Raw genomic sequence first — 12191 nt, 5'->3', positions numbered from 1 at the left:
GGACTGCAACTCCCCAGGGGCGCGGGGAACTGCGCGACCAGCCACGACGGACCTCAAGCCGCCCAACAAGCGAACCCGGCACCCCCGTAGGCGCCCGGCCCGAGCCCAGCGCAGCGGGGGCGCGGGGAACTGCGCGACCAGCCCCCACCCGGCCGTACTCGCCGAACAACCGCACCCGGCACCCCCATAGGCGCCCGTTCCCACCGAGAACCCGGCGACAATGAGCCCGTGCGGTACAGGATTCTGGGTGTTACTCAGGCGATGGACGACGACGGCACCGAGATACCTCTCGGCGGCCCCCGTGTCCGCGCACTGCTCGCTGCACTCGCCCTGCGGCCCGGGCGGGCCGTGCGGGCGGAGGGGCTGGTCGATGAGGTGTGGGCGGGGGAGCCGCCGCAGGACGCGACGGCCGCACTCCAGGCCCTCGTCGGGCGGCTTCGGCGGGTCGTCGGCAAGGACGTGGTCGTTTCCGGACCGGGGGGCTACCTGCTGGCCGCCCGCGACGATGACGTGGACCTGCATGTCTTCGAGCGGCTCGTGCGGGAGGGCACCGACGCGCTGGCCCACGGCGACCCGCGTAGCGCAGCGCGGAAGCTCACCGACGCCCTCGCCCTGTGGCGCGGTCCCGCCCTCGCCGACCTCTCCGACCGCAGCGCCGCCACCCGGCCGGAGGCACTGCGGCTGGAGGCCACCCGGGCCAGGATCGAGGCGGATCTGCTGCTCGGCCGCGCCCAGGACGTCGTACCGGAGCTGAAGGAGCTGAGCGGGGCCCACCCGTACGACGAGCGGCTGTACGGCCTGTTGATCCGCGCCCTGCGGGACAGCGGGCGGGGTGCCGACGCCCTCGCCGTCTACGAGGGCGGTCGGCGGGCGCTCGCCGAGGGGCTGGGGACCGATCCGGGTCCGGAGCTGCGGGCCCTGCACAGTGAGTTGCTCGCGCCGTCCGCCAGTCGTCCTCGTGCCGAACCCACCGGCAACATCCGTCCGCGGCTTACCTCTTTCGTGGGCCGGGAACCCGAACTCGACGCCATCCGTTCCGAATTGCACAGAGCTCGCCTCGTCACCCTCACCGGACCGGGCGGCTCCGGAAAGACCCGTCTCGCCGAGGAAGCCGCCGCCCGGCTCCCGCAGGCGTGGCTGGTCGAGCTCGCCCCGCTCGACCGGCCGGAGGCGGTGCCCGGCGCGGTGGTCAGCGCGCTCGGTCTGCGCGAGACCGTGCTCATGACCAACGAGTTGACGGCCCCGCAGGACGACCCGCTCGCCCTGCTCGTCGAGTACTGCGCCCCGCGCACCCTGCTTCTGATCCTTGACAACTGCGAACATGTCATCGAGGCCGCCGCCCACCTCGCGGAGACCCTCCTCACCCGCTGCCCAGGGCTCACCGTGCTCGCCACCAGCCGGGAGCCCCTGGACGCCCCGGCAGATCGCCGACCGGCTCGACGACCGGTTCCGGCTGCTGACCTCCGGCAGCCGTACCGTCCTGCCCCGGCAGCAGACCCTGCGGGCCGTCGTCGACTGGTCCTGGGACCTGCTCGACGAACCGGAGCGGACGTTCCTGCGCGAGGTGTCCGTCTTCGCCGGCGGCTGGGACCTGGAGGCCGCGGAGGCGGTGTGCGGCGGGCCGGCCGCCGAGCTCCTCGGGGCGCTGGTGGACAAGTCCCTGGTCGTGGCGGTCCCGTGGCAGCGGGACGGCCATGACGGCATGCGCTACCGCCTGCTGGAGACCATCCACGAGTACGCCGTCGAGCGCGCCGCCGAGTCCCACGCGTTGCGTGCCGCCGCCGAGCGCCGGCACCGCGCGTGGGTGCGCGCGCTGGTCGAGGAGGCCGAACCCCGGCTGCGGTCCGCCGACCAGCTTCCCTGGATCGCCCGCCTGGAGACCGAACTCGACAACATCCGTGCCGCCCTCGACCGGGCGATCGCGGCGGGCCAGGAGGCGGAGGCCTCGGCCGTGGCCCTCGCCATGGGCTGGTTCTGGTGGCTGCGCAACTACCGCCGCGAAGGCATGTCCTGGGTGGCCCGGGTGCTGGACCCCGGGGCGACCCCGGAGGGCGGGCGCCTGGCCGACGCCTTCCTCGCCGCACCGCGCGCGGAGACGCCCGTCCGGTTGAACCTCCGCATGCTGCACCTCTTCCTCAGCGCCGAGACGGAGCCCATCGACGCCCGCCTGGACCCGCGCCTGCACCGCTACGTCAGCGCCGTGCGCGACCACTTCGAGCCGGGCGGCCCCGACGCGGCCCGGCTGCCCGGCATGATCTGGCCCCTGGTGGGCGTGATGCTCGGAGACCACACGGACATCCGCCCCCTCATGGACGTCGCCGTCGCCAACTGCCGTGCCCACGGCGACGACTGGTCCGTGGCCGTCACCCTGATGTTCCGCACGCACATGATCGTCGACTCCCCGGGCGGCATGGCCGGCGTGGACGACGACCTGGTGGAGCTGCGCACGCTCAGCCGCCGCGTGGGCGACCGCTGGCTCCGTGCCCAGGTCAGCAGCGCGGCCGGCGAGGCGGCCATGGCCCGGGGCCGCCCGGCGGCGGCCAAGGAGGAGTACGAGACGGCGCTCCAGCTCGCCTACGAGGTGGGGGCGTACGCCGAGACCCCGTTCCTCATCGCCCGGCTCGCCGAGGTCGCGTACCGCACGGGCGACCGTACGACCGCACTGGCCACCCTGGAGGAGGCGAGCGAGGCGGGACACCGGTACGGCGTCCCGGAGACCCGGGCGTTCGTGCGGCTGCTGCGGGCCCATATGGCCCTGGACGACAAGGACCCCGTACGCGCGCGTGCACTGGTGGACGAGGTCCGCGCGGAGCTGGGGCAGGCGGCGCCGCCACCCCAGTTCACGGTGATGCTGAACGCGCTCGACGCGATGGTGACGGCCGAGGAGTCGGGCCCGGAGCACGGGCTGCCCCTGCTGGCCGACACCATCCACGAGGCGATCGACAAGAAGTGCGCCGACGCGGTGCTCGCGACGCTCATGGACGCTGCGGCTGTCCTGCTCAGCGACCTCGGCGACCTCCCGCGCGCGGTCCGGCTGATCGCCGCCGCCGGGCGGCGACGGGGCGGCGATCCGCGTCCGTACCCCGAACGCGTGCACGTGGAGCGCACCGAGACCGCCGCCCGCACCGGCCTGCGACCCGTGCGCTACGCGGCCGAGCACACCAGGGGCGCCGACCTCACCGCGGCCGAGGTCCTGGCCGAACTCGGCGAGGCGGTCGAGGCGCGGCGCGCTAGGAGCAGCTGAACTTCGACTCGGCCCAGTCCGCGAGCATGAGGTCGTCGAGGTGGCTGTGCGGCTCCACCACCAGCCGTACGGTGTCGTGTCCCGCGAGGTTCACATGGACGGACACGGCCGGGTCCCCGCCCTGGACCAGGCCGGACCTCCACAACCGGACCCCGTCGGCGTAGACGGAGAAGCGGACCTTGCCGAGGCCCAGTGTCATGTCGTCGACGCCGACCACCGCGTCGTAGGACGAGCATGCGCGGTTGAGGTCGATCGTGACGGAGGAGCGTCCGTGCACGGTCACGCCGTGGGTGTACCGGTTGCCGGCGATCGAGACGCCGTAGCGCTGCCACACCCAACTGCTCTCGCCGATCCGCATCTCGGGCCCGCTGCCGTCGCCCGAGACGTCGTAGGCCAGGTCGCTCCACTGGTAGACGGTCGGTGGCGGCGGGGGAGCCGGGGTCGGGGTCGGCGTCGGGGTGGGGGTCGGGGTCGAAGGGGGGTTCGGTGCCGGTGTGGGTGTCGGCTTCGGGGCAGGGGGCGGTGTGGGCGTGGGGGTGGTCTTCGGGGTCGGGGCGGGCGAGGAGGCGGCGGGCGCCGGGGTGGGGGTGGCCGCGACGGGGAGCAGCGGGGGATCCGGCTCGGGCGTGCTCGGTGTGGGAGTGGGCTCGGCCGGTTCGACGGCCGGTGCGGAGGCGGGCGGCTTGGCGTCCGGCTTCCGCGCGGGGCTGTGGCCGCCGATCAGCGCGAGCGCCACCGCGGCGGTGGCCACCGCGACCACACCGGCCGCGATACCGGCCTTGACCGGCGCGCCGAGGCCCTCCGAGGCCGCTGCGCCGCCGGCCCCCGCCCCGCCCGAGGAGCCTCCGCTCGCCGCGGCGGCCGCGCCCGCGGCACCGGCGGTTCCGGCCCCACCGGCGATGAGCCCGATGGCCTTGGCGTATCCGGCGGCCCCGAACCAGCCGATGACCGCGAGCGGTACGACGGCCGGGATGCCCCCGGCGACTTCCTTGATCTGGCCCGCGGCCAGCCGGCACTTGGCGCACTCCTCCAGGTGTTTGCGCAGCCCGCGTTCGGCCCGGGTGCGCAGGCTTCCGCGGGCGTAGGCGCCGAGCCGGTCGGCGTAGCGGGCGCACTCCTCGTCGCCGGCGAGGCTCGCGCTGACGTGGGCCTGGAGGTAGGCCTGCTTGAGGCCCTCGCGGGCCCGGCTGGCCAGCACGCGCGTGCCGTTGGCGTCGAGCCCGAAGAGGACGGCGACCTCGCTCGGCGACTCGTCCTCCACCTCGGTGTGCCACAGCACGGCCTGCCAGCGCTCGGGCAGCGACCGGAAGGCCTGCATGGCCATGGACTGCTCGGCTTCGTGCATCGCACGCACGTCGGCGCCCAGGTCCAGCGTGTCCTGGTCGGAGACCTCGGACGTGCGCGCGGCCTGGGCGGCGAACACCGCGAAGTCGTCGACGAGTTGCTCGCGCTTCGCCGACTTCGTCCAGCCGGCGGCGACGCGCCGGACGCTGGTGAGCAGGTAGGCGCGTACGGCGTGTTCGGGGCCGTGGCCGCGGCGGACGGCCTGGAGCATGCGGGCGAAGACCTCGGCGGTGAGGTCGTCGGCGGTGTGGGCGTCGCGGCAGCAGGTGCGGGCGTAGCGGCGCACGGCTTGCGCGTGGCGCCGGTAGAGCGCCTCGTACGCCGAGTCGTCGCCCGCGCGCATCCGCTCGATCAGATCGGCGTCGGACGGGATTGTCTCGCGGGGCGGGGGCAGCAGGACGCTGCCGTCCTCGCGCCGGTCGCGCTGAGTCGGCACGCTGCCCTCGACGGGTTCGCCGCCCTGGGCCGGGATGCCGCCCTGCGGGACGCCGTGCGGGAGCCCCGCCTGCGGGATGCCGGCCCGGCTGCCCTGGCCGGGCACCTGTGGGGTGCCTCCGGCCCGGCCACCGGGTTCCTCGTCGCCCTCACCGTGGGGCTCGTTCCGCCCGTCAACGCTCATCGCGGAATGCCCCCGCCGCCGCCCCAACCAGTCCCGAACACCGGGTCAGCGTGCCATATCGACTTTTAGTCAGTAGGGCACAGTGCTTCGCATCCACTCGTCCGTGGGGTTTTCCGGCGATCCAGTACTAGCTCTCACCCGTTCGGGGAATGCTCAACTGTCGTGCGCCGGACGGAAGTTGGACGAGATGCCGGAATCGGGCAGGAATGTTCCGAGGTGCGGCCGACGATCCGACCGCACCCCCGTCGTCACCTTGACGCGTCACACCGGCCGGGACCGCAGCCCCTCCAGCAGGATGTCCAGCAGCCGCGCCGAGGCCGCCGCCTGCTGCGCCGCGTCCGGCAGCGAGGGCGCCGCGGTCGCGATCACCAGCAGGACGTCGGACACCGACACGTCGGTCCGCAGCTCGCCGGCCGCACGCGCGCGGTCCACGAGCTGGCCCACGACCTCCAGCAGTGCCGCCGCCCCGGCGTCGTCGTCCCCGGAGCCCAGCGGGCTCTCCTCCGGAACGAGCCGCAGCTCGCCGGAGCCCGGGGTGGTCCGCTGCTGCGGCACCCGCGCCTCGTCGTAGCCGTCACCCTCGTCGACCCCGACCCGCAGCACCTGCGGCGGCAGCAGCCGCCCGGCGCCCGAGGCGACCGACGTGCGCAGGAAGCGCGACAGGGCCGACCACGGCTCGTCCTCCTGCCCGAGCGCCGCCCGCGCCTGGTCGGTGAGCCGGGAGGTCTCCTCCTCGGCTATCCGCCGGACCAGGACGTCCTTGCTCGGGAAGCGCCGGTACACGGTGCCGACACCCACCCGGGCGCGCCGTGCCACGTCCTCCATCGGCGCGCCGTAGCCCAGCTCGCCGAAGACCTCGCGCGCCGCGCGCAGTACGTGCTCCAGATTGCGCTGTGCGTCCACGCGCAGCGGGGTCGCACGCGAGCCCTCGCGTCCGTTGCCCGCCGCGCTCATCGTCGAGCCCATCGCGCCACCCATCGCCCCGCCACCGGGTGCGATGGCGGACGCGGTAGACCAATGAGAGTCCTGAATGTGCATAAATGTTCCCCCGGTAATGACGTCTCCCCCCGGAGACTCTCCCCGCCATCGAAAGCCGGAGCGAGCGGAACAAGCCCGTTTCGCGAGTCCGCCCGTCGCGGACCCGGAGCGCATCCCCCTACACCCCGTCGACACACGAACATAGTTGAGCGGGGGTCAATTCAGAAGGGGCACGTTCCGCACGGAGCGCCCCCCGATCGGAGTACGGGTGCCAAACGCCCGGATTGCACCCCCTCCACCCGCCCGGCGCACACCCCTTGACCTGCGAACCTTCCGCGCACTCCGGAGATTCGGCCAACCCGGCGCGCCGACGGGCTCCGGTCACACAAATTGTCGAGGCTGTGGACAAACTCAAGAGACGGGTGCGTCATGGGATGGTGAAGGAACGTGCGCGCATTCTGGTTGTCGGCGGTGGCTACGTCGGGATGTACACGGCCCTGCGGCTGCAACGGAAGCTGAAACGGGAACTGGACCGGGCCGAGGCCGAGATCACCGTCGTCACGCCCGACCCGTACATGACCTATCAGCCGTTCCTGCCCGAGGCGGCCGCCGGGTCGATCTCCCCCCGCCATGTCGTCGTACCGCTGCGCCGCGTCCTCGACCGCTGCCGGATCCTCGTCGGCGAGGTCACCGCGATCGACCACGCCAAGCGCACGGCCTCCGTGACCACCCTCGCCACCGAGGAGGAGCGCACCGGCAGCGAGCAGCTGTCGTACGACGAACTCGTCCTCGCCCCCGGCTCGATCGCGCGCACCCTGCCGATCCCGGGACTCGCCGACCACGGCATCGGGTTCAAGACGGTCGAGGAGGCCATCGGCCTGCGCAACCACGTGATCGAGCAGATGGACATCGCCTCCTCCACCCGTGACCCCGCGATCCGCGACGCGGCCCTCACCTTCGTCTTCGTCGGCGGCGGCTACGCGGGCGTGGAGGCGCTCGGCGAGCTGGAGGACATGGCCCGTTACACCGCGCGGTACTACCACAACGTCCGCCCCGAGGACATGAAGTGGATCCTGGTCGAGGCCACCGGCCGCATCCTCCCCGAGGTCGGCGAGGAGATGGGCCGCTACACGGTCAGTGAACTGCGCCGCCGCAACATCGACGTACGGCTGAACACCCGCCTGGAGTCCTGCGTGGACCGCGTCGCCGTCCTCAGCGACGGCAACCGCTTCCCGACACGAACGCTCGTGTGGACGGCCGGCGTCAAGCCCAGCCCGCTCCTCGCCGCCACCGACCTCCCGCTCAACGAGCGAGGCCGGCTGAAGTGCACCCCCCAGCTCACCGTGGAGGGCGTCACGCACGCGTGGGCGGCCGGAGACGCGGCCGCCGTCCCCGACGTCACCGCCGACGAGCCCGGCAGGGAGACCGCGCCCAACGCCCAGCACGCCGTACGCCAGGCCAAGGTCCTCGGCGACAACATCGTGCACGCCCTGCGCGGCGAACCCCTGGAGACGTACGCGCACGCGTACGTCGGTTCCGTGGCCTCCCTGGGCCTCCACAAGGGTGTCGCGCAGGTCTACGGGCGCAAGCTGAAGGGCTACCCTGCCTGGTTCATGCACCGCGTCTACCACCTCAGCAGGGTGCCCACCTTCAACCGCAAGGCCCGCGTGCTCGCCGAATGGACCCTGTCGGGGCTCTTCAAGCGGGAGATCGTCTCGCTCGGTTCACTCGAACATCCCCGGGCGGAGTTCGAACTCGCGGCCGGTGGAAAGCCTCCTCATGACCCTGTGAACGACCCGAAGGGGTCGTCCTGACCGGACCGAGGAACTCCACGAACCGCCCCGGCGTCTGACGGATGTCGACCCGGTCGGCCTCCTGACACACTGATGCCCGTCCTCGGACGGGCAGCCGCCCGCCCCTCGAACCCAAGAGGTCTTCCCACCGTGCTGCACCCCCGGGCTGCCGTCCCCAGCCCACCGGCCGGGCCCGGAGCCGGCCCGAAGACGCCGAAGACGACGACACGAGGCAAGGATTCGTGAACTTCACGCGCTGGAGCGCCCGCCTCCCCGGAACGCAGCGCCGCGCCGCAGCGCGGACCGACGACCTGGTCACCGAGGACCGCCTGAGCGAGGGCGCGGTCCCCGCGGCCCGCGCCGAACAACTCACCGTGCCGATCCCCGCCGTCGACGAACTCCCCGTCCGCGAGGTCCTCGACCGCGTCCCCGCCCTCGTCGCCCTCGTCCACGGCCCCGACCACCGCCTCGCCTACGTCAACGACGCCTATGTGGTCGCCTTCGGACTGCGCTCGCCCGGCGCCCCGGCCCGCGAAGCACTCCCGGAGCTCGACGAGATCGGCCTCCTCCCGCTCCTCGACCAGGTCCTGCGCAGCGGCAAGCCCCGCACGGTCAAGTCCCGCAAGGCCCCCGACGGCCGCTCCTACACCTTCACCTGCACCCCGGTCACCGAGGGCGACGGCGGCGTACTCGTCTTCGCCACCGACGTCACCGACCACGCCGAGGCCGCCGAGCGCCTCAGAGCCAGCGAGCGCCGCCAGCGCGAGACCGCCGTCACCCTCCAGCGCAGCCTGCTCCCCCAGGAACTCGAACAACCGGACGACCTCCGTATCGCCGCCACCTACCACCCCGGCGGCACCGAGGCCGCGGTCGGCGGCGACTGGTACGACGTCATCACCCTCGGCGGCGGCCGCACCGCCCTCGTCATCGGCGACGTCATGGGCCGCGGGGTCCGCGCGGCCGCGGTCATGGGCCAACTCCGCACCGCCGTAAGGGCGTACGCCCGCCTCGACCTGCCCCCGCACGAGGTGCTCCAGCTCCTCGACGGCCTCGCCACGGAGATCGACGCCAACCAGATCGCCACCTGCGTGTACGCCATCCACGACCCGAACGAGGGGAAGCTGGTCTACGCCTCGGCCGGCCACCTGCCGATCCTGGTCCGCGACGAGACCGGAACCGTCCTGCGCGCCGACGAACCCACCGGCCCGCCGCTCGGCACCGGCGGCTGGATGCACACCTCCGGCTCCATCCCCCTCAGCCCCGGCTCCACGGCCGTGCTCTACACCGACGGCCTGGTCGAGCGGCGCAACGAGGACCTGGACGAGGGCATCGCCGCCCTCGAACGCGCCCTGGCCGGCGCGACCGGGACGCCCCAGGTGATGTGCGACCGCCTGATCCGCTCGGCCGGCGTCACCGCGGAACACGACGACGACGTCGCCGTCATGGTCCTCCAGCACCCCGCCCACACCGGCCCCCAGGGCGAGCTCTTCCGCAACGCCGGCCTCGAACTGCTGGGCGGGGTCGAAGCGGCCCCACGCGCGCGTGCGTTCGCCTCCGGCGTGCTGACGAGCTGGCGGTTCCCGGTCGAGCTGCACGACCTGGGCGTGCTGGCCGTGAGCGAACTCGTGGCGAACTCCTTGCAGCACGGCATCCCGCCCATGCGGCTCCGGCTCCGCCGTACCGACCGGCGGCTCATCGTCGAGGTCACGGACGGGGACGACCACCTGCCCCGGCGCCGACGGGCGGAGCCGGGGGACGAGTCCGGGCGCGGGATCGCGATCGTGGCGACCATCGCGTCGAACTGGGGGTCGCGGAGGACCCCGGGTGGGGGGAAGGCGGTCTGGTGCGAGTTCGTGCTGCCGAAGGGGGAGCGGCCTGAGGACGCGGGGCGACTGCGGCTGAGTGGGGGCTGATCGCGCAGTTCCCCGCGCCCCTTAGGAGTTGCAGTTAGGCGGCCAGAGACTTCGCCGTCGCTCCACCCTGCGCCACGACCCGGCTCTTCTTGAGCGACGGCTGGTTCTGTACCGGGGTCAGCTGCTTGCCGAGGCGTATCGCGAGGTAGGTGATGCCCAGCGAGAACAGCAGGAACGTCACGATGTACGGCGCGTGCAGGGAGGCTCCCAGCGGCCCGCCCACCGCCGGGCCGACGGCCAGGGCCAGCTGCTTCACCAGGGCGAAGGCCGAGTTGTACTGGCCCGCCATGCCCTCGGGAGCCAGGTCGGCGACCAGCGGGGCGACGGTCGGGGACAGCATCGCCTCACCCAGGCCGAACAGCGCGTACGTCGATACGAACGCGGCCGTGGCCATCTCCTGGCTGCCGTGGCCGAGGCCCGCGTACCCCGCGGTGAGCCACGCGATCGCCCAGATGACGCCGACCGCCGCGATCACCCGCGTGCGCCTCCGCCGCTCCACGAACTTCAGCACGGCGAACTGCGCGACCACGATCATCGCGGTGTTCGCGGCCAGGGCCGTGCCCAGCGCGGAGGTGGAGATGCCTGCGGCCTCGACGCCGTACGCGCTCAGGCCGGACTCGAACTGGCCGTAGCAGGCGAAGAACAGCACGAAGCCCAGCACGCACAGCTGCACCATGGCCCGGTTGCCGAGAAGCTGCTTCCAGCTGCCCTTGGCGGACCGGCCCGGCGCGTTCTCGATCCGCGGAGAGTGCGGCAGCCGCAGGGTCGTCATCACGACCACCAGCAGCAGGAACATCGCCGCCTCGATCGCGAAGAGCAGAGTGAAGGACGCGGTGCTCGACGTGTCGACGAGGTGGCCGCCTATCAGACCGCCGACGCCGAGCCCGAGGTTCTGAAGGAAGAACTGCGTCGCGAAGGCACGCGAGCGGGTCTCCGCCGTGGAGCAGTCCACGATCATCGTGGCCAGCGCCGGCTGCATCACGGCCTGACCGGCCCCGAGCAGGGCCGCCGATACCAGCACGGTCGGGGCATGGGCCGAGAGACCGAGACTCAACGACCCGACGGCCGCCGTGAGCAGGGCGGTGAGCAGCACCGGCAGCGGGCCGCGCCGGACGATGGCCCGTCCGGCGAACGGCAGCACGAACAGTGCCGCCACGGCGAAGACGGCGAGGACGAGCCCCGCCGTCATGGCTCCCAGTCCACGCACCTGCGCCACATAGACGTACAGATACGGGACGGTGAAACCGAGCCCGAACGCGCTGAGTGCGTTGCCCACGTGGATCCGGCGCATCGCTGCGCCCATCGCCCTGGTCACGTTCACCTCTCTCACTAGTTAGAGTCGAAGACTTCAGAGTTAAAGTTCGAAGCTAAAGAGTACATAGCGAAGGACTTCAAGGCAAAGCGTGCGCGTGCGATACTGCCCACATGGCCGAGACCCCTGGCGTCCCCGAGCCGACGCTCGACGAGCAGATCGCCGCCTATCAGCGCGAGTTCCAGGACCTCGACCCCCAGGTCGAACAGATCGTCTCGGCGCTCTCCCGCCTCAACCGCCGTATGAACGTCGCCTACGGCCGTCAGACCGCCGACCTCGGCATCAGCAACGCCGAGTGGGAGGTCCTCAAAGCGCTCGTGGTCTCCGGCGCCCCCTATCGGATGGGCCCCAGCGAGCTCGCCAAGCGGCTCGGCCTCACGCCGGCTGCGATGACCCACCGGATCGACCGCATGCACGCACAGGGGCTGGTGACCCGGGAGCGGGACGAGACCAACCGGGTCCGGGTGATCGTGGAGCTGACCGCCGAGGGCCGCGAGAAGTGGCTGGAGGCGATGCGCCTCGCCACGGTCTTCGAGGAGGAGCTGCTCCAGGACCTCTCCGCCGAGGAGCGCAACACCTTGGGGGACGTCCTCACCAGGCTGCTGCGTAGGGTGGAGCACGCACAGCCGGACGCCGGCGGACGTCTCAGCGACCTCGACTGAAAAGATCTTGACAGCGGGTGCTTGACAGCCCCCTGCCGGATCCGTAAAGTTCTTCGGGTTGCCACGGGGCCGTAACGGTTCTGCGGCAGCACCTCCGCCGCGAAGCGGCCACTCAAACCATCAGAACGATCTCCCAGCCGGGGTGAATTCGGCGTGCCCGAATTCAATTCGATTTGGGTGTGGCTCCTCGATTTGGGACCACAGTGAGAGTCCGCTAAGGTTTGAGACGTCGGAACGGCCCAACAGCCGGGAAGACAAGCCCCGCTGACCGGGGATCAGGCCCGAAAGGATCTGATAGAGTCGGAACCGCCGGAAAGGGAAACGCG

General features: G+C 72.3%; 6 protein-coding genes and 1 pseudogene. 4 read left to right on the top strand and 3 right to left on the bottom strand.

Annotation, left to right across the window (positions count from 1 at the left end; all coding sequences use genetic code 11):
- Positions 1–261 precede the first annotated feature (261 nt).
- Positions 262–3244 (top strand): annotated as a pseudogene (locus tag IF54_RS40130) (BTAD domain-containing putative transcriptional regulator).
- Here the strand turns inward: IF54_RS40130 and IF54_RS0138085 are convergent.
- Both IF54_RS0138085 and IF54_RS0138080 read right to left on the bottom strand, forming a co-directional pair.
- Positions 3231–5207, bottom strand: coding sequence for a sigma-70 family RNA polymerase sigma factor (locus IF54_RS0138085; RefSeq protein WP_030327256.1), 1977 nt, complete (start codon positions 5205–5207; stop codon positions 3231–3233). The pseudogene IF54_RS40130 and the gene IF54_RS0138085 sit on opposite strands and share 14 nt — an antisense overlap.
- A 261-nt stretch (positions 5208–5468) precedes the next feature.
- Positions 5469–6245: a TetR/AcrR family transcriptional regulator gene (locus IF54_RS0138080; RefSeq protein WP_030327255.1), complete on the bottom strand. Its 777-nt coding sequence runs from the start codon at positions 6243–6245 to the stop codon at positions 5469–5471.
- Positions 6246–6619: 374 nt separating this feature from the next.
- Between IF54_RS0138080 and IF54_RS0138075 the strand changes: the two genes are divergently transcribed.
- Both IF54_RS0138075 and IF54_RS0138070 read left to right on the top strand, forming a co-directional pair.
- Complete coding sequence (locus IF54_RS0138075) at positions 6620–7999, top strand: NAD(P)/FAD-dependent oxidoreductase (RefSeq protein WP_030327254.1); 1380 nt, start codon at positions 6620–6622, stop codon at positions 7997–7999.
- 221 nt (positions 8000–8220) lie between these two features.
- Complete coding sequence (locus tag IF54_RS0138070) at positions 8221–9891, top strand: ATP-binding SpoIIE family protein phosphatase (RefSeq protein WP_051735702.1); 1671 nt, start codon at positions 8221–8223, stop codon at positions 9889–9891.
- A gap of 34 nt (positions 9892–9925) precedes the next feature.
- Here IF54_RS0138070 and IF54_RS0138065 read toward each other — a convergent pair whose 3' ends face one another.
- Positions 9926–11194, bottom strand: coding sequence for an MDR family MFS transporter (locus tag IF54_RS0138065; protein WP_030327252.1), 1269 nt, complete (start codon positions 11192–11194; stop codon positions 9926–9928).
- A 122-nt stretch (positions 11195–11316) separates the two neighbouring features.
- On the opposite strand from IF54_RS0138065, the gene IF54_RS0138060 reads away from it, so the two are divergent.
- Positions 11317–11865: a MarR family winged helix-turn-helix transcriptional regulator gene (locus IF54_RS0138060; RefSeq protein ID WP_030327251.1), complete on the top strand. Its 549-nt coding sequence runs from the start codon at positions 11317–11319 to the stop codon at positions 11863–11865.
- The last annotated feature ends 326 nt before the right edge of the window (positions 11866–12191 follow it).

This window comes from Streptomyces sp. NRRL B-3229 (assembly GCF_000719505.1).
Lineage (GTDB): Bacteria > Actinomycetota > Actinomycetes > Streptomycetales > Streptomycetaceae > Streptomyces > Streptomyces griseorubiginosus.
Note: the sequence above shows the minus strand (reverse complement) of the source record. Positions and strands in the feature narration are given on the sequence as shown.

Coding starts and splice junctions, on each gene's coding strand:
- IF54_RS0138085 (WP_030327256.1), bottom strand. CDS start 5,207: ATGAGCGTTGACGGGCGGAACGAGCCCCACGGTGAGGGCGACGAGGAA.
- IF54_RS0138080 (WP_030327255.1), bottom strand. CDS start 6,245: ATGCACATTCAGGACTCTCATTGGTCTACCGCGTCCGCCATCGCACCC.
- IF54_RS0138065 (WP_030327252.1), bottom strand. CDS start 11,194: ATGGGCGCAGCGATGCGCCGGATCCACGTGGGCAACGCACTCAGCGCG.
- IF54_RS0138060 (WP_030327251.1), top strand. CDS start 11,317: ATGGCCGAGACCCCTGGCGTCCCCGAGCCGACGCTCGACGAGCAGATC.
- IF54_RS0138075 (WP_030327254.1), top strand. CDS start 6,620: ATGGTGAAGGAACGTGCGCGCATTCTGGTTGTCGGCGGTGGCTACGTC.